This is a genomic window from Pedobacter caeni (assembly GCF_900129215.1).
GTDB lineage: Bacteria > Bacteroidota > Bacteroidia > Sphingobacteriales > Sphingobacteriaceae > Pedobacter > Pedobacter caeni.
Window position 1 is genome coordinate 605,751 of the sequence record NZ_FQUQ01000001.1, and the last position, 25,775, is coordinate 631,525.

Below are 25,775 nucleotides of genomic sequence, written 5' to 3' on the forward strand. Positions count from 1 at the left end.
ATTTAGATCAGTCCGGCGCTGTCAATCATTTTCACCTGTTTACCCATCTTTTTCTGAATCACTTCAAAATGATGTAATTCCGCCTGACTAACCAGTGAGATCGCATCTCCTGCAGTGTCTGCCCGGCCTGTTCTGCCGATACGGTGAATATAATCTTTAGGGGAGCGTGGCAATTCATAATTGATGACAAAGGGAAGGAAATTAATGTCTATTCCTCTTGCCATCAGGTCTGTAGCCACCAATACCCTGAGCTTGCCAGATTTAAAGTCATGCAAGATGTCCGTTCTGGCACCCTGACTTTTCTTGCTGTGAATAGCTAAGGCATTGATCTTATTTTTAAGCAGCTTATTCACAATCGCATCAGCCTGATGAACGGAGGAAGCAAAGACCAATACTTGTTTCATTTGATGATGGTTGATCAAATAACGTAAGAACGGACCTTTCTTTTCATCTGAAACGATATAAGCCAGCTGATTGATCAGGTCTAATGAAGCTTCTTCTTCTTTGATCTCGATGACCAGAGGATCCTGCAACAGGATCTGTTGAATATTTTGAAGGTCATTGTTTAAGGTGGCAGATAACAATATGTTTTGACGCTTTTCAGGTAACAGTGAAATAATTCTGTTCACTTCTTCTTTAAAACCCAGGTTCAGCATCTTATCAGCCTCGTCAAGTACGAAAGTTTCAATGCTGGATAGGTGCACGGCATTTGCATCCACCAGTTCCAATAATCTTCCTGGAGTGGCAACAAGCACATTTATTCCTTGTAAAGCCATCATTTGGGGGTTAATGGAAACACCACCATATACGGCTAAGGTTTTAATGGACTCGGGAACTTGCATGCTAAAGGTAAGGAAAACATCTTTTACCTGCTCCGCAAGCTCACGTGTAGGGACCAATACCAGTACATTGGCGTGGCGGTTTTTTACGCCAAATGACTTTTGTAAATTGTTCAAAAGGGGAAGAACATAACTGGCCGTTTTTCCTGAACCTGTTTTAGCTATGGCCAAAACATCCTTTTTATCTATTATAGCTGGTATTGCTGCTTGCTGAATGGGAGTGGGTACTGTAAATTGCTGATTTACCAATGCTTTCAATAAAGCAGGTGATAAACCCAGAGATGTAAAAGACATGTTACTCGGATTTTTGTGTAAAAATAAACAAAAATTATCGTTAGAAAGCTTTTACTTTACATTAGATTAAAAACCGAAACCCTGATATATGAAGAATGAAGTACGCATGGCAGTTGGTTTGCCTTCTGATTTAGAAAATGAACTCTTTAATTTGAACGATGAAGCTGCTGAACTCCTGGAGGCGGGAAAGCTGGAAGAATCATTGGAAAAAATAAAAATGGCATGGGAGAAATTGCCGCAACCCAAATTCAATACCTCCTGTTCGCGCATGATATTAATAGACCTGATCCCTGTTTTGAATAAGTCAGGAAAACATGATGAGGCACTTCAACTGGTTAAAGACTGGATCCTTGAAGAGGAAAGCAGCGGCTATAAGATCTACGATACCATGCCATATATCTTACATGGGGAAACTTTGTTGTATCTTAACCAGGTAGAGGGGACGAAGGATGCTTTTTATCAGGCGGTTAAGTATGGTGCTACAAAAAGAGATTTTAGCGACCATCCTGATTTTTATTTTGAACTGGCTAAGAAGAAACTGAATGACAATAAGGAGATCCTGGAGCTGTTTCATAAAGAGGTTTTATCTCAGCCCGGGCTCAGTATCAGACCTGGGTTTACGGAACTTTCAGAGGAATTAGCTGAGCGCATTCAAGTGCTAAGGGAACGGGGTGAGGATTTATTTGATGATGGAAAATTTCGGAAAGCTATCCGGATCTGGACTGAGGCTTTGGCATTGGTCCCTGAACCCAGGAATTTGTATGAGGAAACATTTTTGCTGGAAATGTCCCTTGGCGATGGTTATTATATGTTGAATAACTTCAGGCGATCACTGGTTCATCTTTATAATGCAAAGGGGAACATGGAAACCAATGCCTATGAAGACCCATTCCTGATGTTGCGCATAGGCCAGGTGTTTTTTGAATTGGAGCAGGATAAGGAAGCCAAAGAATTCCTGATCAGGGCATACGTGCTGGAGGGACCGGATATATTTAGCGGCGAAGAGGATAAATATTTCAAGTTTATGAATGCACATCTGAGTATCAACTGATCTGTCTGATCAATAACTAAGTAATTAGTCATATATTTACCTCAATAAATCTATCATTAACAATGGAAATTAAAGATCTTACCAAAGGAGAGGCACAGTTGATGCATATTTTATGGAAGCTTGAAAAAGCATTTGTTAAAGAAATTGTTCAGGAATTGCCGGACCCGAAACCAGCATACAGCACGGTATCCACGTTGATCAGAATTTTAGAATCAAAAGGGGTAATTGGATATGAAGCCTTTGGTAAAACCCATAGATATTATCCGTTAATTACCAGGGAGGCCTATAAGCGTTACGAAGCAGAGAAATTGTTAGGAAACTATTTTGAAAACTCCGCTCAGGATATGCTTTCTTTTTTTATCCGGGAAAAGAAGCTTAATGTAAAAGAGATTGATGAAGTATTAAAGATGATTGATCAGATTAAAGATTAGGATATGGCTGTTTACTTATTACAGGCGAACATTTACCTTCTGGTATTTTATGCCTTTTATCAATTGTTGTTAAGAACGGAAACCTATTTTACCCTTAATCGCATTTATCTGCTTAGTGCAGTAGTTTTATCATTTGTCATTCCAATAATAAAACTGGATTGGTCATTTCAGGAAGCGATAAACCCGGTGATAAAGTCACAAATTAAAAGTGTCTGGCTGGAGTCTGAATCCTTCCCGACAACAGGTCCTGATTGGAAAGATTACCTTGTTCTGGTCTATTTAACAGGGCTTATCCTGAGTTCAATACTTTTTATTTACAGGCTTATTCTGCTCAAAAAAATCATTTCAAACCCAGTTAAGGGAATGGCCTTTTCTTTTTTCAGGATCAAAGTAATTGATCCGGACTTGCAGGGGCTGGACCTGATCAATCATCATGAAGAAGCACACATTAAGCAATGGCATAGCTTAGATATTCTGTTGGTAGAATTTGTGAGCTTGTTTAGCTGGTTTAATCCGGTGGTGTATGCCTATAAATTCAGTCTGAAGAACCTGCACGAGTACCTGGCGGATGAACGGGTAGTGTCGCTAAATGGGGAGAAGAAAAAATACGCTTATTTTTTGTTGTCCAAATCGCTGGAAACCATGCCCGCGTTGGTTAATCCATTTATAAAGCAGTCGCAGGTTAAATTACGGATTGCAATGTTGCAGAAAAAGAGATCAAACAAGCTCAACCTTCTTAAATATGGTTTGTATCTGCCCTTAATCTTAATTGCGGTATTATGCTCCTCTGCAATCATAGATCAGAAAACAACAGTAGAAATAAACAGAGAAGCCATGTTTCCGGGTGGATTGACTGAGTTCAGGTCTTTTCTGATCCGGTCAGCAAAACAACATCAGCCTGCCAGGAGAAGGGTGGAAGGAACAGTAACCTTATCTTTCCTGGTTAATGCCGACGGAAAAGTTAGTAATGCGGAGATTGTTAAGGGCGTAAATGAGGAAATAAATCAGGAAGCAATCCGGTTGATTACCAGCAGTCCGAATTGGAAACCTGCAATTGTAAATGGCCAGTTGGTAAATGTTAAATATCAGATAAATATTAATTTTGAGAATAAATCTTAGTTATGAGGCTTTTAAGGCCTTTTTCTAATTATTTAGTTGAGTGAGCTAAATAATTAGTTGTAAAACTAGTTGTTTAGTTATATGTTTGGGTTTATAATTCTAACCCCAGATATATGACCATGTTTAATCCCCTGAAACGAATCAGCAGACAAGGCTACCTTGTCTTTTTTATGGTGTTACTTTTTTCTGTTCAACAGGTAAAGGCACAAATTCAAAATACCGGACAAATTAAGGGCTTTCTTATCGACGAACACAAAGCTGCTCTTCCATTTGCAACTGTAATGCTTAAGAACGAGTCGGATTCAAGCTTATATAAAAGCATGTTGAGCGATGAGAAAGGGCATTTTAGTTTTGATCAGCTGAAAACTGGTCAATACTTCCTGCAGATAGGCATGATGAGTTATGAAAGCATCTATATCAGAAAGATAACGATAGATAAAGAAACCATTAAAGACCTTGGTGTTCTTGCGCTGAGACCAGCCGCAATTCTGTTGAAGGGAGTAAGTATAGCCGGTAAATCGCCCTTTATTGAGCGAAGGGCAGATAAAATCATCATCAACCTGAACGAACTGGCAGATGGTTCATCAATGCTGGAGACGATGAATAAACTACCTGGTGTGCAGGTGAGCCCAAATGATGAACTCCGTTTAAACGGGAGGGGAGTGCAGATTTATTTAGATGGAAAAGCCACGACGCTTTCTGCCGATGCGCTGGCCGGCCTGTTAAAAGGAATGTCTTCCTCAGGTATTCAAAAAGTAGAGCTGATCGCACAACCATCTGCCAAATATGATGCAGCTGGCAGTGGCGGCATTATTAACATCGTTAGAAAGAAAAACTATAAAGCAGGATTGAACGGGAATGTGTACGGGGGACTTGGACATTGGAAGTATAACAAGCACAATGCTGGTCTGAATTTAAATTATAAAACCCAATCTTTTAATGCTTTGCTGACTGCCGATTATTCCTTCAATAAGTATTATGTCAATTCAGAAATCAGCACAGATTTTTTCAATCCACAACAGCAGGCAATTGGATCAAATGCCTCTGAACTGACCAGTGTGCGAAGTACCCGCAATTATACACCTAATCTGGGACTTGATTTTTACCTTTCCAAAAAGACAACACTTTCTGTTTCTGTAAAGCCAGGTCTTCAGTTCCTTCATAAAGACGCGGAATCTGAAATCAGCACTTTCGATGTGACAAAAGCGAGAACGGGCTTTAGCCGATTTTCCAACCTGGTAAAGACCAGAGCAACAAATTTGTCCTCTGGTCTGCGCCTGCAGCATTTGATAGACACTGCAGGTAGGGAATTTACATTGGATTTTGATTATTTCAGGTATGGGAATTATGGAGATCAGGACAATAACAATGATTTTTATGCTCCTTCAGGAACGTTTTTAGAACGGTACAAAAGCATCTTGAATCAGGACAGGGTGTTTAGCGTATATGGTGTTAAAGGAGATTATACCCATCCTTTAGGAAAGCACCTTCAGTTAGAAACGGGATTCAAGTCGAGCTATGTCATTTCTGATAACAGTAACCTTTCCTATGATGCTAATGGTACTGTTCCGATCTTAGATGAGGCAAATACAGACTTCTTCAAATATCAGGAGAACATCAATGCAATGTATGTTACCCTTAGTCAGAACAGCAAAAAACTGACCTGGCAGTTAGGGCTCAGGGGAGAGCATACCTATGGGAAGGGGGAGCAGGTTCAAAATGCTGCAGATTTTCAAAGGAATTATGTGCAGCTTTTTCCATCCCTGCACCTTGACTATAAATTGAGCAAAAACCATAGCTTAAGTCTGGGAGCCAACAAGAGGATTGAACGCCCCGGTTATGAAAACCTGAACCCTTTGGTCAGGATATTAAATTCTACGAATTACCTTCAGGGTAATCCTTCGCTAAGGCCTGCTGTTTCTTACCACCAGGTGCTCAATTTCAGTTATAAAAATGCCTTTATTATGGCACTGGATTATAGCATCACCTTACGCGATTTCACTTCTGTAACCGCCTCCTATGACAATACCGGGATTACGACCACCAAACCTGATAACAACAGGTATTCTCAATACTTTAGTTTCTTCATGGCATTTAACAAACCGGTTAACCGCTGGTGGACCACTTATACAAATGCAAGCCTTGTACAGCGGACTTTTAAAAGCATACTGAATGATCAGGTTTTGAATAACAATGGCCGGCCGGCTTTTAATTTCAGTACCTATAACAATTTTGCAATCACGCCAAAATTTTCACTGATGTTCCTGTTGAATTATTATGGGAAATCTGAAGAAAGAAATATTGTTAATGATCCATATTTTATGTTTACTGCTGGTATCAAACGGGTTTTTATGGGTAAAAGAGCTTCCGCTCAGTTAAATTTTGTGGATATTTTTAATTCCTATAAAAGTCGTTATACCCAGAACTCAGGCGTCATTAAACAACTGTATGAGAACCATTTTGAAACCAGAACGATCAGGCTTAATTTGAGTTATAGCTTTGGTGGTACGTTAAGCCGTACAAAGAACAGCGCAAGTGCCGATGAGGAAAGAAACAGAACGAACATTAAAGAAAATTAAAAGCTTAAATTATTTATCGGAATGTAGAATAGGCTGATAATTTGGTAAATATTGTATCTTGTTTGCTTTTAAGAACAAAATCAATGAGTGTAAGCAATTATAGTAAAGTGAGAAAAATAATGCTTACTGCAGGAGCGGTGATCTCCTTAGTAAGTGTATTTGTTATTTATCCGATAGAATATTCGAAGTCCAGCTATGTGTCGGATTTTATCCTTTCAATTACCGGGATTACCATCGGTACCTTGCTCATTTTGTATGGGCTTACAGGGGGACTTTTTATTAAATATCTGGGATTCCTGGTGCTAAGTGCCATTACAGGTTTCTTCTGCTGGTACTTTTATCCTGTCGCAGACAATTGGTGGTCAGGAGTGATGGCACTATATTGCGGCATCCCGTCCGGAATAATTGCGGCATTGCTATTTTTTATAATAAGATATTATTTGTTCTTTCGAAACAAAGCGTTTCCTGTAGACAGGAGTGCGAGAAATATATTATTTCTCAAACAGCTGGTGTTGTACTTTGTGCTGCTGGCGATCGTATCTGTTTTATTTTTAAAAGGAGGAGATTGGATTTATGATATTTTTCAAAGTTAACTTATCTGCATGAATAACCTTAAACAGTATATTAAAGACAAAAACTGGGCTGAAATTTTAAATCAATGTAAAAGCCTGAACGGGACTGACCGTGCAGAGAGGATAAAATATTTAATATCCTTAGATATTGACCGCGATATTTTAGAAATGCAGGGGCATTTGCTGAACGGACAAGCACGCACGGATTTTTATAGCAACCGACAAAAGGTAGACAGCACGCTGAATTTCGCATTGATTAGCTGTATGAGGGAATTTGAGGACATGAAGAAGATCGAAAGACCAGAACATAGCTGGAATCCCATGTTGGCCTTCCTGGCAAAACCCAGTATCGGGATTGAACCTTTACTCAAATTCTATGAACTTTTTCCGCCGGATTATCTGGCAAAGGTGGTTAAAGCTTCCCAAAAAGACCGGTTCACCACTATTGATTTCAAAATACTGTGGACATTTTACCTGCAGGGCTGGATCGCTTTTGATGAAAGTTATTTTGTTACCCGTTTGTTTACTATAACCATGTTTAACAGGAATACTGAGGAAGATGCCGCCTTTTTACTGGCAAATCGGGAAGCGATCGACAGGGTATTTCTTCAATTCCACAGATATGAAATCCCAGTACTTGACATTTCCAAATGGAAGGCCAGGGAAGGAAATGTCTGTAAAAAGGTAAATGAATTCTGGACGGAAATTATCCGGATCATGCAGGAAAAGGGATATGTATTCGACCGCATCCTCGTGCAGCACCTATTGGAATCTCTGCTGAACAACTGGAAAAAGCCTCATCTGGATTGGCACATCCGGTTGCTGGACTTACTTAATACCAGACCGGAAGAATATCTGCAGCATCAACATTTACTATTTTCTCTCTTAAATACAGGTAGTACCAGTCTGATTAATTTTGCAGTCAAACAAATCAAAGAGATCTCTAAAGCAGAAGGCTTTGATGAAAATGGATTTGTAGGCAATATCACGGCGATTTTTCCAAAAGAGAAGACAGAAAAGTCAATCCTGCTGAGTCTGGATATTCTGGATTCCATTTTGAAAAAGAAAGTACATGAGCATCTGGATATTTCTTCTGAGTTATCCATGGTATTGCTTCAGAATGATCCAAAAGTACAGGAAAAGGGAGCGAGGCTCCTGGTAAACTATGTTGACCCGGAAATCCTGAAGAATGTTGTTGAACCTTACTTAAGTAATTTAAAACTTAAAACCCTTGAAATTCTTGGTTTGGACAGTGCTCCGCTTTCTCCATCAGAAGAAGATGAGGCATTTGAAGCAGCAGAACAATTGGAACAGGTGGTTATTCCTGCAACCTGGGAAGAGTTGTTATTTCAGATCGGTAATTTCATCAGAACTAAGTCTGCCTTAGATTTTGACCTCTTTCTGGAAGGATTGAACCAGTTGCAGGAGGAGATCCCTGCCGATTATAAGAAGCAACTGAAGCCTTATTGTAAGCAATTGTTTGGCAGATTTTGGGATACAGACTTAATGATCTTTTTCTCTGAATTTATGCAACATTGGGTTGGCGAAAATACTCAGGAAAAAGTAAAAACCAGGAATGACAGCATTCCTTTTGTAAAGAATAAGCTGGATTGGATGCAGCAAAAACTGGCTTCTAAAAACAAATTGCCTTTTCTTTCTACCCCAAGCCATCAACCTTTTTACCTGCATCCGAAAGTGCTGGTGCAGCGCCTGCTACAGTATGAGCAAGAACAGGTAAATATTGAAATGGAGGACCTGATAATCGCTTGTAACAGATTGTTATATAAGTATGCAGATGAAGATACACTTGATCTTGTTAAACGCTTAAAAGGAAGCTATGCTCCTGCGGTGCAATATTATTTAGGAGCTGCAGATGAGGTTAAGCCCGCTGAAGATATGCTGGCACTTTGGGCACAGGTAACGAGGATTAAACAACCTGATCAGCTGTTTGCTGAGTTTGAAAATACGGTAGCGAAAAGCTATCCTTCGGTAGTCAGTCCTTTTCATCTGGATTTTGAAGTTGTGGTCGATAAAAGCGAATATGCCACATGGTACAATCTCTTCCTGCAACAAAATTGGAATTATAGCTGGCATAGAAAGGCTGACACCACACATTATCCTGCATTTTTTTACAATTCTGCTCCTTTTTCTATCGGATTCAGGGAAACCATTCCCTTTCAGATGAGTTTAATGCCGCAATACCCTGGCCCATTGTTGTGCCGTTATATCCCAACAAACGCTATGGGAAATGAGGTTCGGGAGCTGGAAAACTGCCTGTACCCAATGCAATTTTTAATGGACCACCAGTTAGATGTGCATGGTAGCGGCTGGCTTTATATAGCTGTTTGTTTATTGTTTGAAAAGAAGATTTCGAGAGATCTGGCTACGGAGTATGTTCAGTTTTCATTGCTAAACAGAAAAAGAGCACTTTCTGACCTGGCCGATATCCTGGGAAAACTGATCGCCAGAGGTTATGCACCTGTCAACAGGTTTATAGAATATTTAGATCGTCCTTTTGTTTCACAAACGATCAGGGAGTTTCAGTGGTTATGCCTGGAAAGGATTCTGGAACATTTCGACGGAGCGCAGCTGCCAATTAACAGCAAGAAAATAATTGCTTATTACACAGAAGTTTCTGTTCATCTTGATAAAGTGCTAGATCAGGATCTTTTAAGCAAAGTAAAGCGCAAATGAATTTAGATTTCGAATATCAGTATCAAAATACTTCTACTATAGATGTAAAGGGCCGGGATAAATCATTTATCCTGGCACATTGCTCTGAAATTGAACAGGACAACGAAGTACCTTGTTTTTTTTATGGCAACATCATCAATTCATTTGTCGCTTCTAAATGTTTGAGCACACTTGGCAAAACCGTACGTTCGCATTTTGCGATTACGCCGGATCAACGTATTAACATGCGCGATCCTATAGTTTCTGTAGGGAATGAGCAACTTCATTTTGAGGCATTTTCATCTTGTAATAGCGTTTATGCGAGGATTGACGTACAGAAAGGCGGAATTGAGGGGGAGTTTATTCAATCGGGCTGCACCAATGTTGATTTTAATGATGTAACCATCCGTGCCTTCAATACGGTTGGCAGGACAGATAAATTGCTGGTCGGAGTAGGTTCAAAGGAGCTAAGGATCATTACTGACCGCGCAGAAAGCAGGGAGAAGAAGGTGAGTTTGCCTGATCGCTGGATTAAAGGCCTTGGGAATGTGCAGGTGTATTTATCTCAAATGGATCTCGTTTTTAAGTTGAACAAAGTTGAAGCGTTGCAACTCTTTAAAGCCATTCCTAAAACAGCGGTTAAATCTGATTATTTTCTATACAAATCCGGGAACAGTTATACTTTTTCTGCTGCAGCAAAACCCAATAGCTTAAAAATCGGTGGCATTCACAGGCTTAATCTGATGGAAAACCTGTTGTTATTTGTTGATAGTGTTTCTTTTTATCAACATGAAGATCAGCAAAGTACAGCAGTGGTGCTGAATTTTAAAGACATACAGATGTTGTTTTTGTTGTCAGAAAGTGTATACAGGGGATTTTCGGGTGAAGGTAAGCATATGGAGAACCTGATGGTTCAACTACCGGAAGAATGGTTATTTGGCATCAACGGTTATTTTAAAACCAATGAGGTTTTTCAGCCTGCGCTTGTTTCAATAGAGCATGACATTCAGCTGGCAACGATGGAGGCTTTGCAGGCTTCATTGTCCAGTATGGGATTGCTGGGTTACGATTTATTGACTAATCAGTATTTTTATAGAAAGCTTCCCTTTAAGTTGTCGCGCTTAAAACGCTTTAATCCAAGACTGCAGAATGCCTTAAAATTGTTCGGTGAAGATGGGGTTGTGGTATTGCAGAACGATAAAAACGGCATCAAAGCGGAGGTTAAAGGAACAGCTGGTGTAAGTCATATTGTTGCCGGAAAAGGGAATGACCTGCAATGTACCTGTACCTGGTTTACCAATAACAAGACTAACAGAGGATTATGTAAGCATATATTGGCGGTAAAGATGAAGCTGTCTGAATAGACAAAGGATAGTTAAGGTCCTGGTCATAAGAATGAGAGCTCAGATGAGTGCCATAAAATTAAAGAAATGAATAAGAATGATTTTTGGGATATGAGCCGCCCATCTGACGGTCCTATCCTTGATGCAGAGTTGATCGCATATGCGGAAAAGGTATTAAATGTACGATTACCGATTCTGTTGATCGATTTGTTAAAGATTAAAAACGGGGGAAGCACCAGAGACTTTGCACTACCTACGACTATAAAGACGTGTTTAGGTGATTCTTATTTAAGGATCGACGAGTTATATGGTATTGGAGATGATCATCTTTCGTCAAAGGCTAATCTGCTGCATAGTGCCTATTTGATTAAAGAATGGGGTTTGCCTGACAAACAAGTTTTACTTCTTGGAGATGGACATTGGTGGATAACTTTAGATTACAGAAATGGTGCAGAACCAACGGTAAATTGGATAGATGTCGAAAATGAGCAGGACTTCTTAATTGCTCCAACATTTAACGCGTTTGTGAACAGTCTTGAATCACTGGATAAATATGAACCAACGGAAAAGAATGATCGCGTGACACATCAAACTATTATGTGGGAAAACTTTTTAGACGAGGAAAAGCTAGCTGAACTGGGGGAGCGGTTTTTGACAGATGTGAATGAAAGGAGAAGAAAAAACGGGTTACCGGACATTCAAAAGAAATAGATCGAACAGGTCAAAAATATGAAATCAAACAAAATAAGCATGGTGTTAATGGTTTTAGGAGGTACCCTGGGACTAGCTCTTTGCTTCTTTGATGCGATGCTCAGTTATTCGGATACTGCAGCAGCAGAATATAGCGGGTTTAAAATGGATATTCCCAGGTATGATGTTTTCCTGATCCGGGCGGTTATGCTTACTTTGGCAGGTGTAGTCGTAGATTGGGGAATAAGCAAGGCCGTAAAATGGTTGTTCTTTTTCATGGCAATTCCAGTGTTAAGATCAGAGGCAATTGCGGGTCTTTACTCTGTCTGCGGCTCATAATATCATCAGACCAGCAACCTTGATAAAGATGGAATAGATTACTATTATTAGTCTCAAATCGTAAGCCGATTAGTAAGAGTTCCTTAGCAGAACGATGATCATTTTAGGTCTTTTAAAAACAATCTAAAACGCCGAACTTAGTTATCGCACATTTGCTTTTTACTAGCTAGCTCGAATGAGAATTGGAAATTATGGACAATGCCCAAAAATATATAAAGTTATACTTAGAAGAATCACAGAAGTGTTTCAAAAAGTGGGGATATTATTATCCACCAAGAGATCGGAATGAATTTGAAAGTTGTAATAGAGAAATTTTTGAAGAACACCTCAATGACTTTAAGACTGAGGTCATAAAAACCGAACTCCACATCGGTTTATTGGATGCGACCGACGAGTTTGGTTTTTATGAAGCTTTCCGGAATAATGACAATGAAATACTAAATAATGTATTGTACCAGGTTACCAGACAGAGACTTCTGGATAGCGGTATGACCGCAAGTGGTACAGACCATAGTAATGTGTTGATGACTGCAGCATCTGCCTTTGCTTGCAATGATTTTGAAATTATAAACCATTTCTTTCCTAAAGAATTGCCTCACTCCAAAGGGATATATTATACTGAAGTCGCCACAAATTTGTTAAAAGTGCTTTATTATAAAGAAGATGAGCTACATGATGGGGCAATAGAAAAAGCAGATAAGTTTCTAAGCAAGAAGATCACCACCTGGGATAAATATGTTGTTTCTTATTTTTTATCATTAATAAACAGGGATGTCACTCAGGCAGATTTTTGTCTGCAAGAGCTTTGTACTGCCTATCAGAAGATGGGTTATCCCAAAAGTAACCTTGACAAATGCTTTGCTTCTGAGATTCATGGGATGTACCGCTTTGCCAGAATTATTGATGAAGCGTTTTTTAATAAAATCAGTCGACCAAAACATGCTTGCTTTTTTGAGGCATTCGAGCTCTGGCAAGAAGAACATCAATATCCGAAAGGAAGGATGTTCTACATCTATCCTCAGGAGATGGATTATATGAACAAAATCTTCGAGGCGCAGCTACCAGTAATGTCTTTAATAGGGGCCAAATCCCCTAAAGGCAGGGAGCATTATAAAGATGTAGAGCAGTTCGCAGCAGACTTAACAGAGAACGTAAAGCATATTCTTTAATTAACACATACAAACGGAGAACTTATGGGAGCCTGGGGTACTGGAATATTAGATAACGATAGTGCAATGGACTTGTATGGCTTTTTTGAGAAGCTATATGATAAACAGATTCTAGATATAGAAAGCATTAAGCAAAAAACAATTGCACAATTCGGCTTACTAAACGAAAATAATGAACCCGTTTATGGGGCCGAAGAATGGCTGGCTTATGCCCTGATTTGTTGGGAGTGTAAGGCATTGGATGAATCCACAATTGGAGTGGTCAAAGAAATTATAAATGACAGGGAAGAAATAGAAGATGACTGGGAAGATCTTGCAGAAAAACGGATTGGTGAAATGGAAAAGTTTCTTGTTAAAATTCAAACGCCTGCAAAACGGAAAAAGACAGTTAGAAAATCGTTTGTTGTAGATGTTCCATTCCAGCCGGGAGATTGTATTGTTGTCGCATGTGAAGACGGGATGTTCAGTGGGTTAATTTTATTGGATATTGACAAAAAACATGCTGATGAACCAAACATGTGGTCATATTTCTTTGGAACAACACGCATCTATAGTGAAAATCCACCCACATTGGAAGAGATGATTAACAGTCATTTTCTGGTGGTAAACTATGGTGAAACCTTTGAAGGTAAGGATGCCAGTTGGATTAAAGATCCTAAATTATGGGTTAGGGGGGCTTTCATTGGATCAGTGAAAAATGAAAAAGAAAAACAAGCCGCAGAAGACAGAATGAAGAACATCAGAATTATAGGAAATGTTAAACTGGATTCAAAGCCCATATATAAATTATCTTATGGTGGTTTTCGCTTAGATGATCGTTATCAACTAAAAAGTCAGACAGAATGGGAAAAGAAACATAAAGAAAGCATGGATCTGTCATATCCGGTTAAGAAATATATCGCGAATGATCCTGGTACAAACAAAAACAGTTGGAAATTCTGGAAGTAAATCAATACTAAAAACAACGACTATAGAGGTACTGAAGCGGCGCTCTCAAGCCCATCCTGAGCTTCCAATGCAGATCTTCCGGATGATCATGAAAACACGACAAAAGCGCATACCTTACATCATTCCAGCAGTTTAGCCTGACGACAACCCTTTATATCACTACGGACTAATAAATACGTCAGAATTTTAATAATTCTTAAGATTCCTTAAGATGCTAAATTAAAAAAATGTAATAGTATAAATTTGTGAATATGGAAAGCCATATACTATTAGTCGAAGACGATGAAGAGATCAGTCGTCTGATTGGAATCTCTTTGCGAAATGAAAACTATAAGGTCAGCAGTGTCAGCAACAGCAAGGATAGTTATGCGGTACTAGAACAGCAGGCGGTAGATTTACTACTTCTGGACATTATGCTGCCAGGAGAGGATGGCATTGCTATGTGCAGAGAGATAAGAGAAAAATATACCATGCCTATCATTTTCTTAACCGCCAAAACCGGAGAAATCGATAAGATAAAAGGATTCTCTGTTGGAGCAGATGATTATATCACTAAACCATTTAGTGCTGTGGAGCTGATCGCAAGGGTAAAAGCACATTTGCGGAGGCATCATCAATACAGCATACTGAGTAATGATCCCATTGTAAAAATAGATTCACTAACCATTGACAAAAGATCTCATCAGGTTGAGCTTGATGGGAATATGATAAAGCTTACCCCAAAAGAATACGAGATCCTTGAATTACTTGCGACGCATAAAGGGAAAGTTTTTAGCATTTCAAAAATATACGAATCCATCTGGAAGACAAATTATTTGCCAGCTGATAATTCTGTGATGGTGCATATTGCTAATTTGAGGCAAAAATTAGAACCAGGTACCAAACATCCCCGGTTTATTAAAACGATCTGGGGCTTCGGTTATAAAATCTAAAAAAATGTTTTCAAAAATAACCATACGCCTTTTTGTAATCGTATTTATCTCTTTTATTATTGGGCTTGGAGGATTTATGCTGACCTATCTTTTTCAAAAAAAAAGACATGAAAGTTATCTGGAACAAATCAGTAAAAGGGCTAAAGAATACGAAACTTTATACCAGAAATCTAAGTCAATAGTAGCTTATTACGAGCTAAATCCGCAGGTTTTGCCGGAAAGAATTATTGATTCGCTTTCGACTTATATGAACAGTTTCAGTACGGAATACAACGCAGACATCCTATATACAGGTATAGATGGAAAAGTAATCTCATCGAATACTAAGATCCTGGAGGTTCCAATTCAGGAATGGATGAAGAAACTTTTTAATCCTAATATACGCAGTGAAGATCTGACAGATAACCTTATATTTCCGGTCATACGGAACCACCAATCCTTTTTTTTTGTTATTCGTGCTCCTTTTGATGAAATCATTGTCCCAACCCTGAGTACAGATTTTCAAATATTAAGCATCTGCTTTTTGGTTTCCATATTTGCTTTTGCGGTTCCTTTCTTCCTGTTTCTGCTACCTTATATCCGGTATATTAATTTGCTATCAAGGGAAGTGAGCGCCATCTCTGAGAAGGGATTTAAAAACCGGGTAACTGTGAAGGGCAGGCATGAACTGTCACATTTGGCTGAAAATGTCAATGAGATGGCGAGTCAGTTGGAAAGCATCTTTGTTCAGGAAAGAAACATGGAAGAAAGCAAAAATTTATTGATTTCTAATATGGCCCATGATCTCAATGGCCCATTAACTGCTATTACCGGCTACCTTAAGCTATTTGATACCAACTTAAGTGAAAATGAAAAAAAAGAATATTTGAATATCATTTACACCAAAACAATGCGCCTGAATTTGTTGATAAATGACCTGTTTGAACTGGTTAAATTATCCGATCCTCAATACCACCTAAATAGGGTCAATACAGACATGACTGAGCTGATTAGAGAGGTGATGATGGAGTACCTGGTATTATTCCATGAAAAAAATATTGACATACGTCTTACTGGATTTAGCGAATCCAGTATGGTCGCTGTTGATATTAATATGTTTGTGCGTGTGCTTGATAACTTGTTCAGCAATGCCTTAAAATATAGTCGGGATAAAAGTGTCTTTCAGATTTCCATAGAAAAACTAAACAACGGATACCTCAGGCTAAGTTTCGAGAGTTCACCACTGAATTTTCCTAAAGAAAAACTTCCATTTCTTTTCGACCGTTTCTTTAAAGCTGATCAGTCAAGAAAAAGCAGCGGCAGTGGTGTTGGACTTTCAATTGCAAAATCAATTATAAACAGGCATCGTGGGGTAATCTTTTCAGAATATAAAAATGAAAATCTAAGGTTTGTAATCGAATTAAGAACGCATCCCAGCCAACTTTAGAAATCTTAATTACTGCTTAAGGATTCTTTATTTTTCCTTAAGCATTTCTTTACATGCTGTGATCACTTTTGTTATAAATAAACAGAAATGATGATAACATTCGCAAAAGAAGCATTACAAAATATCAGACAAACGGGTTCTATTATTGAAAGCTCATCGTTTTTATGTAGGAAAATGACCTCTGCAATCGATTTTTCAAAAGAGTTAAATATGGTAGAACTCGGAGCGGGAACAGGAAAAATGACCAAATGGATTTTATCTCAAATGTCAAAATCTTCCAGCTTAATGAGTTTTGAGGTTAATTCATCTCTCTTTACCCAATTAAGTGGTATAGAAGATGACAGACTTCATGCCATCAATAGAACGGCAGGGGATTTAAGGGTTTTTCAACAAAACAGCACCGTTGATTATATTATCTCAGGACTTCCTTTAGCAAACATAGATCAAGAGGAAAAATCCAGGTTCATTTACGATTGCTATAAGGCACTAAAGCCTGGTGGGTATTTTATACAATTCCAATATTCCTTGAACGACTTTTCTATGATTAAAAATCGGTTTAAGATGGTAAATCTGGGATTTACTTTTTTCAATTTTCCACCTGCATTTGTTTACTATGCAATTAAAACTGCAAAATAGTTTAAGTAGAAATGGCAAAAGAGATAATCAAATTGGTCTGGGCAGCATTTCTGTTCATGCTTCTTGTCCTATACTTCAAATATCATGCGGTTATTACGCCAGCTCAGATTGCTGCATTTCTTCAAAGGAACACGAATGCCCTGATCTTGTGTTATTCGCTGATCTCTGTCCTCAGAGGGCTGACTCTTATTCCATCAACACCTTTTCTTTTAGCTGGGCTAATTCTATTCCCAGGCGCCAGATTGCTCGTTTTTATCATTACTATTACCAGCCTGTTCATGTCTTCAAGTTTGATTTTCTTTTGTTCAGCTCTGCTTGGATTTACTGATTATTTTGAAAAGCTACATCCCGATAAAATCAATCGTATACGAACCCGGCTAAGTCGCCCTTCCGGAAGTTACTTTATATTTTTTTGGTCATTTCTGCCCGTTACACCAACAGATTTGGTCTGTTATGTTGCAGGATCGCTTAAAATAAAATATATTCATTTTATTATTCCGCTTATGATTGGGGAAATCATTATATGTGCAATATATAGCTTCATTAACTTTACAGCATATTTATCACAACTCTTTTAAAAGAAATAAAAATGAAAAAGCTCATCGATAATAAAGACTATAAGGGGATCGAAGAGGCACTCTCAATCCATCCTGAGCTTGCCAATGAAGGCCTCCCATATGATCATGAAAACACCACAAAAGCGCACCCCTTACATCGGCTTTGTGATGGTGTGTTTTCCGGTCAATATACAGAGGAAGAGGCCATTAAAATGGCGGGGATATTTTTAGCCCATGGAGCAAATATTGATGGTAACGAACCTGCATTTAAACAAGATTCACCTCTTACTGCCGCATCCAGTTTAAATGCAGATCAGGTTGCTTTTTTTTATATGGAAAATGGGGCCAGTATCCATCATGCCGGTTGCCACGGCGGAACCGCATTACATTGGGCAGCCTGGTGTGGAAGAAGTAAAGTGGTTAAAAAGCTAATTGAACATGGAGCAGAAGTGAATAAGCGGTGTATAGATTTTAAATCAACACCGCTGTTCTGGGCAGTTCATGCATTAAAGAATGGAGGATCAGATCATTTAACTGAAAGTATGGAGTGCATCAAAATCCTCATTCAAAACGGCGCAGATAAAAAAATTCCAAATGATGATGGAGAAAACATTTGTGATTTACTCAATGATGAAGATGTCATGTTAAAAGAACTCTTGCAATGCGGGTAAAAGTTATGGTAATATATCGCTACTTTTCATTGCGCTTGTTTTAGTTTGTCTGGGGGCCCCATCATAGAAATGATTGCCAATTATTTTTACCTGTGTACAACCCGTAAAATTGAACGCTGGTTTGGTTTTACCTGCGGACAAAAAATCAGACTTTTCTATTTTATTGTTCGAAAAAATCAAGCCTTTAGTACTTCTTGCCGTTAATAGCGGGCTGTCATAAACCTTAAATGTATTGTTTTCTATATTGATGTTCTTATGTACGTAATATCCGGGAACGACTTCCTTATTTTGGGGATTGATGCTGATGATGTAGTTGTCCGGAGCAGAGTTAAAGCCACATTCTATAAACTGGTTATTGCGGATATCCAGGTCCATTACAGGACCGGATTCATACCAGCCGGAAGCATCATTTTCAATTAAAATGGCATGCATTCCCGTTCGGTAATAGACATTGTTTTCGATCACAACCTTCCTCCGGGTGCTGATCAGCGTTCCTCTGGAGATCGTCTTTTCAAAACGACAGTTTTTAATGTTCAGAGAAGGAGTCCAGGTGACGTTTTCTAAGGCATCACCCACTTTAAGTGCTGCAGAAAAAGGTTTCTTCATTTCTACCAGCATTTCCCTTTCTGAAATTAGCTTTGCTGTTTTAATGACGCCCTCTTCAAAAATCTGCAAGGAAGCAGTATGCAGATAAGCTACAGAATCCCCGGCAATAAAAGCCTCGAAACCATAGGTCTGGTGGTGCATAAACCTTAGTTTTACGGTCGTTGGTGATACGATTTCCGTTATTTTTAAATGGGTTCCATGAACATTTACCGGGTCATCGTGCAAGCCGTTAAACCGGCAGTTACTGATGGTGATTTGTCCCTTACAACCCGAAAAATGCATCCCATCAGCAGAAGAGGCGATGAGCCTTCCGCTTCCTTTTTCCGGTTCCACAAAAATGCCGTCGTAATTCAGGTTCTCGGAAAACTGGGAAACAATCCCTAAGCCATGCATTGACTTCATGTGCAGGTTACTTAAGCGGATGTTTTTTGAGCGGTTAATGAAAGCACCCACATAATCGCGGTAACGGTCTCTTATCGTTAAAACCTCAGCCGGTTTACCGTTAAACTTAGAAAAATCCCCACTGAACTTAACCCTGAGTGGCCCGGTTTGTTCTGCCTTGCTCTTTAAAAACGGATCCCAGCTGCTATACAGTAACATTCCTTTTTCAGGACGTACCAATACCGCATGATGGTTCCTGGCGATCCATTTTTCACCATACCATTCCAACCGGCCATCTATAATGGCAAACTTAGAATCCCGATGAATATCCGCAACTACATGCTGCGCTGATACTTCCTTTAAGGTCATTTCAGACATCCCCGGACGTTCGTAGTTGATCGATAAGTTTTGTATGCTGATCTGGCTGCAATCATCTAATACCCAGGTAATCATTTTTCCGTGGAAAACAAATTCCGACCCATTACCTTCAATGGTTACGTTCTTCAATCCTTTGAGGTATAAACCTACCCGCTGTTTCTTTATCGGGAATTCTGTTTCTGAAGAGCTATTAGAAATGTAATACGCTGTTTCGGTAGCCTTGTCCGGCCAGAAATCATATCTTCCTTTGGGAAAATTCAAAACAGTTTGATCCTGACCCTTGCTGGCTTCAATTGCTTTTTTTACACCTTCAGTGGCATCCGAAAAGCTATCCGGCAGGGCACCATACCTGGTCACATCAATAGGTTGTGCTTGCAGACTGAGTGTACAGACCAGTATCAGCAATGAAAAATAATACTTCATGGTGTTCATTGTTTGGAGATTGTCCCCTTGGTTTTTATTTACATTCTAATGTACAGATAAGCTTGCTGATCTGGTCTCATCCGTAGGATAATCCATTAGAATAATAAATTAGTCTATTGAAGGATCAGGGTGATCGGTTAACTTTGTTTGTGAACCACAAATGCAAAACAACCAAATAAACAACCTGAGATCATACTGTAATGTATAAAACAACTATTCTTAAAACCAGCGCCTTTATCTTAATATCCTCCATTGGCTTAGCTGTTAATGCACAAAAACCTAAATTGCCGGACGCGGCCTATAACCTGGTCCTTAAAGCACCGGTGAGCACCTGGGATGAAGCACTTCCTCTGGGCAATGGCCTGATGGGTGGTCTGTTATGGGGCGAAAAAAACACCATCAGACTGTCTTTGGACAGAGGGGATTTATGGGATGAGCGTACGAATGGAGAAAAGGAATGGTGGAAAAAATACACCTATCAGAAAGGTGCAGACATGATTGCCAAAAAGGAATTTAAAACTGTCGGTTCCTGGTGGGACGAACCTTATAACGGAGTCAGCCCGACTAAATTACCTGGTGGCCGGATAGAATTGAAATTTCCGGGTCAGGAAGAAGTAAAGGAGTTTGAACTGATGGAGGCAACCGCCGAGGGAATCACCAGGTTCAGGTCAGGAGCCGTTATGCATACTTTTTACAGTGCGACTGATCCGGTAGCCCTGATGTCTATAGTAGGAGTGGTTCCGGATGCGGTGAAGTTGTTCAGCCCAATGGATGTGTATCGTAAAAATACCAAAGGAGATGGCGGACCAAGTAGTGGAGGATCGGTTAACAAATTAGGTTATCCTGAAGCAATCAAGGGCAAATCAGCAACCGCAGAATGGTACATACAGGAAGCCGCTGACGGACTTAAATATTGCGTGTATATCGATAACAAGAAAAACGGTAAAGAGACTTTGATTGCTTTAACCATCACCTCTACAGCAGATGGCAAAGACCCTTTGGCACTGGCCGCTGAGCGATGCGCTGCCGCATTGCAAAAAGGGTATGTAAAGATGCGCATGCCACATGCAAAATGGTGGGCCGGATTCTGGGAGAAGTCAAGTGTCAGTATTCCAGATACAGCGGTTCAGAAACAATACAACCTGGTACAGTATTTTTATGGTGCAGCATCCCGTTTAAATGCGCCGCCAATGCCACTTCAAGGGGTCTGGACTGCTGATGATGGTACTTTGCCACCCTGGAAAGGGGATTACCACAATGACCTGAATACACAGATGACCTATATTGCTTATCAGCAATCGGGCAGATATAATGAGGGGGCATCCTATTTGAATTTCCTTTGGGATCGCCGTGATTTTTTCAGAGATTTTGCCAGAGACTTTTATGGTACTGCCGGCCTGGCTTGTCCGGGTGTAATGTCTTATTCCGGACAACCTTTGGGTGGCTGGGGACAATACAGCATGTCACCCTCAATGAGTGCATGGAGTGCACATCTATTCTACCTGCATTGGTTGTATACTGCTGATGATACTTTCCTCAAAGAAAAAGCTTATCCATGGAGCTCTGATGTTGGGGAATGCATGCTGGGTCTGTTGAAAAAGGACAGCAATGGTCTGCTTAAACTACCGCTTTCTTCTTCTCCGGAGATTTTTGACGATAGCCCTAAAGCCTGGTTGGAACCCAACAGTAATTACGATCTGATGAGTATAAAAATGCTGTTTCTGTCTTTAAAAGAAATGGCTGAGGAAATGGGCAAAACTGCAGATGCAAAGAAATGGGCTGCTGCAGCATTGGCTCTTGGCGATTTCCATACCAAAGCTGATGGAACACTACTTTTGGATGCTAAAAATGAATTGACGACCAGCCACCGCCACCTTTCCAATATTATCGGGATCTATCCCTTTAACCTGATTACCAGCGAAGGCGGTCAAAAGGACCATCAAATGATTGATGCGAGTACGAAAAGCTGGGATAAATTAGGTACCCGGAGCTGGGTAGGTTATACTTTTTCCTGGATGAGCTGCCTGAAAGCAAGAGTAGGAGATGCTGAGGCTGCAGTCAAAAACCTGGACATTTTCGTTAAGGCCTTCGTGTTGCGTAACGGATTTCATGTGAATGGAGATCAGACCAAAAGTGGTTATTCAGGATTTACTTACAGACCCTTCACTCTGGAAGGTAACTTTCTGGCGGCTCAGGCCGTACATGAAATGTTATTGCAAAGCTGGAGTGCTACTCCTGGTGATCTTCATACTGGTGTGATCCGGATTTTCCCGGCAACACCTGAAAAATGGAAGGATGTTTCGTTTACAGATTTGAGGGCTGAGGGTGGTTATCTGGTCTCAGCGGTAAGAAAAACCAATAAGACAGCGAGCTTTAGCATTACTGCCACAAGATCGGCAAAGTTACGCATCAAAGATAATTTTGGTGGAAGAGCACCCATATGGAATGTTAAAGGGGTAAGGAAAACAGGTGATGTCTATGAAGTTAATTTGAATAAAGGTCAACAATTGAAAGCTTCTTTTAACTAATTTTTGAAGAAGAGGCCCTGTTGGCAAACAAGGTCTCTTCTTTCTTAGCCAAAACTTAAACTTTGGAACTCCTGTTCTTAAAGTAAGGATCTGCTATAAATCATTGAAATGTGTCCAACACAAACGTTTGTGTTGAAATAAGTGTTCACCTGAATACCGCATCAGGATTGAATTTCCCGGTAGTTAAATTACTTCCTTTTATTGAATTAACCTGGATTTTGTTAAGTCCGGATAGCCATTTTCTGCACACAAACCAAAGCTCTTATGGTTTTCCGATTTTATACTGCAAACGTTTGTGTAAATTCATAATGAAGATTACTTTTTTTAATTTGATTCCTGTCGTAATATTATTCAACTAACCAGACAAAATGCGATTAACAGTTAATACTAGGCAAGAGATGGCCATGTCATTGTCAATGTGAAAACGTTATCATAAACAGCCACAGAACCAAGCCCATTTCAATACAACAGATTAAACCAACAACACACCAAATTAAACCAATGAAGAAACGAACATTCTTAACCTTACTCATCCCTCTTTTGCTGAATACTGAGACCGTCCTGAGTCAGTCGCCTGTATTATCCGGTGATTCCATTTTCTATCAAATGAAAAAAGTGGCCGATTGGCAATGGCAGAACTTAGAAAGCCAGGGATGGAAAAACCCTAAAAAAGACTGGACCAGTGGAGCGATGTATACCGGAATGATGGCCTGGGCTAAACTGTCAAACGACGAAAGTTATTACCGTAAACTGATCCAGGTTGGAGAGGATAATAAGTGGGAGGTAGGGAAGTACCGTCATTTTGCTGATGATTATTGCGTAGGTCAGTTGTATTCCCAATTGTATACGATCTATAAAGATCCAAAGTATATCAGAGATTTTAAGACTTTGGCAGATACCATTACCATGCTACCACATCAGGAAGAGCTGGAATGGAAAAACAGGATCTATTTAAGAGAGTGGGCATGGTGCGACGCTTTATTTATGGGACCTCCTGCACTGGGTTATTTAACAGAGGCAACCGGTGATCCTAAATACCTGGACAAGTCTGTGCAGTTATGGAATAAATCAACCAGCTATCTCTACGATAAAGATGAAAACCTGTATTACAGGGACAGTCGTTATTTTGATAAAAAGGAGAAGAATGGAACTAAAGTATTCTGGGGCCGTGGCAACGGATGGGTAATCGGTGGATTGGTAAGGGTACTTTCAGTGATGCCGGAGCACCATCCGGAGCGAAAAAATCTGGAGCAGCTATTTGTGAAGATGTCGGGAAAACTGGCAGAATTGCAGCAAGCTGATGGTAGCTGGCATGCCAGTCTGCTTGATCCTCAAAGCTATCCCTCAAAAGAGACCAGTGGTACCGGATTTATTTGTTATGCAATGGCATGGGGCATCAACCATCACCTGCTTCCTGCCAAAAGCTACCTCCCTGTAGTGAATAAGGCCTGGTCGGCTATGGTAACCTCTGTTCATCCTGATGGGAAATTAGGATATGTACAGGCACAAGGTGCTGCACCTGATAAGGTCGGATTCGAGGATACCGATGTATACGGAGTGGGAGCATTCCTCCTTGCAGGCAGCGAAATGCTTCCATTATACCTGAACAATAGAGATCAGGTGTTCATTAAGGAAGTCTATAATGGTATTGCCAGCCCTAAACAGGAAGTGGTAGCGTTGAAATGGTTGGAGGTTTCGAAGAAAGTAAAAGGGATAAAACCTCAGCATGTTTTGGTGAGAGATGGTGCAACGGGAGTCCTGATGCCTTCCAGCATAATTTACAAAGGTAAAACGCCTCAACAGCTTCGTTTTAATGCAGCACTTTCTGGCGGAACCAGCAGATTTTTTGTGATCAGTACCAAATAATTTTATAGTCAGCAAAAAGTTAAAGAACCAACTCAGCAATGAATAAACTTAAACACCTGTTTCTATTGACAGTACTTATCCTTACTGTTCATCCTCTTGTTCAGGCGCAGTCCTCAAAGAAAACGAAACTAAATCAGACAACAAGCCCGGCACAGGATCGTCTGTATTGGGCAGAATTATTGTACAAAATGTCTTCTCCGGTGATTCTAAACCTCTCCGCAGGAACATTGAAAAAGAACATGCCTGTAGAAGTTCCTCCGGGTCAGAAGACCGATTTCTTTAAAAAAGTAACCTATCTTGAAGCTGTAGGACGTACTATGGCAGGGGTAGCGCCATGGCTTGCCCTTCCGGATGATGAGACCAAAGAAGGTCAGATGCGTAAAAAATTGCGTACGGCACTATTAGAAGGCATCAGAAATGCGGTAGACCCTGCAAATCCTGATTACCTGAATTTCAGAACGGAAAGTCAGCCTATCGTAGACGCAGCATACATGGCTCAGGCATTTTTAAGAGCACCAAAAGCGCTGTGGGATCCATTGGATGCCTTAACGAAAACCAGAATTGCCGAAGAGTTTAAATCTCTGCGTACCCGTACAGGGGCTTATAACAATTGGTTGCTTTTTGCCGGAATAAATGAAGCCTTCCTGATGACTATTGGCGAACAGCCAGATCCGGCAAGGCTGGAGTTTGCCAAAAGAAAAATCCTGGAATGGTATCAGGGAGATGGCTGGTATAGTGATGGACCGAGCTTAAGTATCGATTACTACAACTCTTATGTGATCCATCCAATGCTCGTTGATTTTTTTAAAGTCCTGTCAGATCATAAGAAAATCAAGGATGAACTATATGGTACTGCTGTAAAACGCATGATCCGCTATTCAGAGTTTTCAGAGCGGATCATTGGTCCTGATGGCACTTATCCACCGATGGGCAGGTCTGTAACTTATCGTACAGCGGCTTTTCAGGCTTTAGGTCAGGTGGCATTGATGGAAAAATTGCCTTCAGAAATTAGTCCTGCACAAGTCAGGTCTGCTCTTACAGCAGTCATGCACAGAATGTTTGATCAATGCGACAATTTCGACAAATCCGGTTGGCTGGTACTGGGTTTCTGCGGTTCACAACCTGGAATCGCTGATGTATATACATCTACAGGGAGTTTGTACATGGCAACACTTGGATTTTTACCTTTAGGATTACCAGCAGATAATGTATTCTGGACAGCACCAACAGCAGACTGGACCGCAAAAAAAGCCTGGTCCGGACAGGCATTTAAAAAAGATTATCATGTAGAATATTAAAATTATGACCTTTTTATTTTTAATCT

21 protein-coding genes are annotated in these 25,775 nt (G+C 40.0%); 19 read left to right on the top strand and 2 right to left on the bottom strand.

The window, feature by feature from the left end:
- Window positions 1-2 precede the first annotated feature (2 nt).
- Window positions 3-1,133, bottom strand: coding sequence for a DEAD/DEAH box helicase (locus tag BUC20_RS02460; protein WP_073226953.1), 1,131 nt, complete (start codon window positions 1,131-1,133; stop codon window positions 3-5).
- A gap of 88 nt (window positions 1,134-1,221) precedes the next feature.
- On the opposite strand from BUC20_RS02460, the gene BUC20_RS33525 reads away from it, so the two are divergent.
- The 16 genes from BUC20_RS33525 to BUC20_RS02540 all read left to right on the top strand — a co-directional run bounded on the left by BUC20_RS33525 (window position 1,222) and on the right by BUC20_RS02540 (window position 18,269).
- The gene (locus tag BUC20_RS33525) at window positions 1,222-2,184 is read left to right on the top strand and encodes a tetratricopeptide repeat protein (protein WP_084528464.1); all 963 of its coding nucleotides are present in this window, start codon (window positions 1,222-1,224) and stop codon (window positions 2,182-2,184) included.
- 62 nt (window positions 2,185-2,246) lie between these two features.
- The gene (locus BUC20_RS02470; protein WP_073226955.1) at window positions 2,247-2,615 is read left to right on the top strand and encodes a BlaI/MecI/CopY family transcriptional regulator; all 369 of its coding nucleotides are present in this window, start codon (window positions 2,247-2,249) and stop codon (window positions 2,613-2,615) included.
- A gap of 3 nt (window positions 2,616-2,618) precedes the next feature.
- Entirely contained in the window at window positions 2,619-3,734 is a 1,116-nt protein-coding gene (locus BUC20_RS02475; protein WP_073226956.1) for a M56 family metallopeptidase, read from the top strand.
- 113 nt (window positions 3,735-3,847) lie between these two features.
- Window positions 3,848-6,313, top strand: coding sequence for a TonB-dependent receptor (locus BUC20_RS02480; protein ID WP_073226959.1), 2,466 nt, complete (start codon window positions 3,848-3,850; stop codon window positions 6,311-6,313).
- Between the two features lie 83 nt (window positions 6,314-6,396).
- Window positions 6,397-6,906 carry a hypothetical protein gene (locus BUC20_RS02485; protein WP_073226960.1) on the top strand — a complete coding sequence of 170 codons (510 nt, stop codon included), beginning with the start codon at window positions 6,397-6,399 and terminating at the stop codon, window positions 6,904-6,906.
- Between the two features lie 9 nt (window positions 6,907-6,915).
- Window positions 6,916-9,579 (top strand): DUF6493 family protein, encoded by a 2,664-nt coding sequence (locus BUC20_RS02490; RefSeq protein ID WP_073226963.1) that lies wholly within the window; start codon window positions 6,916-6,918, stop codon window positions 9,577-9,579.
- A complete protein-coding gene (locus BUC20_RS02495; RefSeq protein WP_073226966.1) occupies window positions 9,576-10,922 on the top strand; it encodes an SWIM zinc finger family protein in 1,347 nt (448 codons plus the stop codon). The genes BUC20_RS02490 and BUC20_RS02495 overlap by 4 nt, the downstream gene beginning before the upstream one ends.
- 66 nt (window positions 10,923-10,988) lie before the next feature.
- Window positions 10,989-11,612, top strand: a complete 624-nt coding sequence (locus BUC20_RS02500; RefSeq protein ID WP_073226969.1) for an SMI1/KNR4 family protein — start codon at window positions 10,989-10,991, stop codon at window positions 11,610-11,612.
- A gap of 18 nt (window positions 11,613-11,630) precedes the next feature.
- On the top strand, window positions 11,631-11,930 hold the full coding sequence (locus tag BUC20_RS02505) for a hypothetical protein (protein ID WP_143166677.1): 300 nt from the start codon (window positions 11,631-11,633) through the stop codon (window positions 11,928-11,930).
- A 191-nt stretch (window positions 11,931-12,121) separates the two neighbouring features.
- Entirely contained in the window at window positions 12,122-13,099 is a 978-nt protein-coding gene (locus BUC20_RS02510) for a hypothetical protein (RefSeq protein ID WP_073226975.1), read from the top strand.
- A 24-nt stretch (window positions 13,100-13,123) separates the two neighbouring features.
- The gene (locus BUC20_RS02515; protein ID WP_073226977.1) at window positions 13,124-14,047 is read left to right on the top strand and encodes a hypothetical protein; all 924 of its coding nucleotides are present in this window, start codon (window positions 13,124-13,126) and stop codon (window positions 14,045-14,047) included.
- 251 nt (window positions 14,048-14,298) lie between these two features.
- The gene (locus BUC20_RS02520) at window positions 14,299-14,979 is read left to right on the top strand and encodes a response regulator transcription factor (protein WP_073226980.1); all 681 of its coding nucleotides are present in this window, start codon (window positions 14,299-14,301) and stop codon (window positions 14,977-14,979) included.
- A gap of 4 nt (window positions 14,980-14,983) precedes the next feature.
- Window positions 14,984-16,405 (top strand): sensor histidine kinase, encoded by a 1,422-nt coding sequence (locus BUC20_RS02525; protein WP_073226982.1) that lies wholly within the window; start codon window positions 14,984-14,986, stop codon window positions 16,403-16,405.
- Window positions 16,406-16,492: 87 nt separating this feature from the next.
- On the top strand, window positions 16,493-17,041 hold the full coding sequence (locus tag BUC20_RS02530; RefSeq protein ID WP_084528466.1) for a class I SAM-dependent methyltransferase: 549 nt from the start codon (window positions 16,493-16,495) through the stop codon (window positions 17,039-17,041).
- Window positions 17,042-17,052: 11 nt separating this feature from the next.
- The gene (locus tag BUC20_RS02535; RefSeq protein WP_073226988.1) at window positions 17,053-17,619 is read left to right on the top strand and encodes a VTT domain-containing protein; all 567 of its coding nucleotides are present in this window, start codon (window positions 17,053-17,055) and stop codon (window positions 17,617-17,619) included.
- A gap of 11 nt (window positions 17,620-17,630) precedes the next feature.
- Window positions 17,631-18,269 (top strand): ankyrin repeat domain-containing protein, encoded by a 639-nt coding sequence (locus BUC20_RS02540; RefSeq protein WP_073226991.1) that lies wholly within the window; start codon window positions 17,631-17,633, stop codon window positions 18,267-18,269.
- A 3-nt stretch (window positions 18,270-18,272) separates the two neighbouring features.
- Here BUC20_RS02540 and BUC20_RS02545 read toward each other — a convergent pair whose 3' ends face one another.
- Entirely contained in the window at window positions 18,273-20,057 is a 1,785-nt protein-coding gene (locus BUC20_RS02545; protein WP_143166678.1) for a right-handed parallel beta-helix repeat-containing protein, read from the bottom strand.
- Window positions 20,058-20,257: 200 nt separating this feature from the next.
- Between BUC20_RS02545 and BUC20_RS02550 the strand changes: the two genes are divergently transcribed.
- From BUC20_RS02550 to BUC20_RS02560, 3 genes are all read left to right on the top strand, one after another.
- Window positions 20,258-22,585 carry a glycosyl hydrolase family 95 catalytic domain-containing protein gene (locus BUC20_RS02550; protein WP_073226996.1) on the top strand — a complete coding sequence of 776 codons (2,328 nt, stop codon included), beginning with the start codon at window positions 20,258-20,260 and terminating at the stop codon, window positions 22,583-22,585.
- Window positions 22,586-23,086: 501 nt separating this feature from the next.
- Window positions 23,087-24,451, top strand: a complete 1,365-nt coding sequence (locus BUC20_RS02555) for a glycoside hydrolase family 88/105 protein (protein WP_073226999.1) — start codon at window positions 23,087-23,089, stop codon at window positions 24,449-24,451.
- A gap of 38 nt (window positions 24,452-24,489) precedes the next feature.
- Window positions 24,490-25,749: a DUF2264 domain-containing protein gene (locus BUC20_RS02560; protein WP_073227002.1), complete on the top strand. Its 1,260-nt coding sequence runs from the start codon at window positions 24,490-24,492 to the stop codon at window positions 25,747-25,749.
- Window positions 25,750-25,775: the final 26 nt, after the last annotated feature.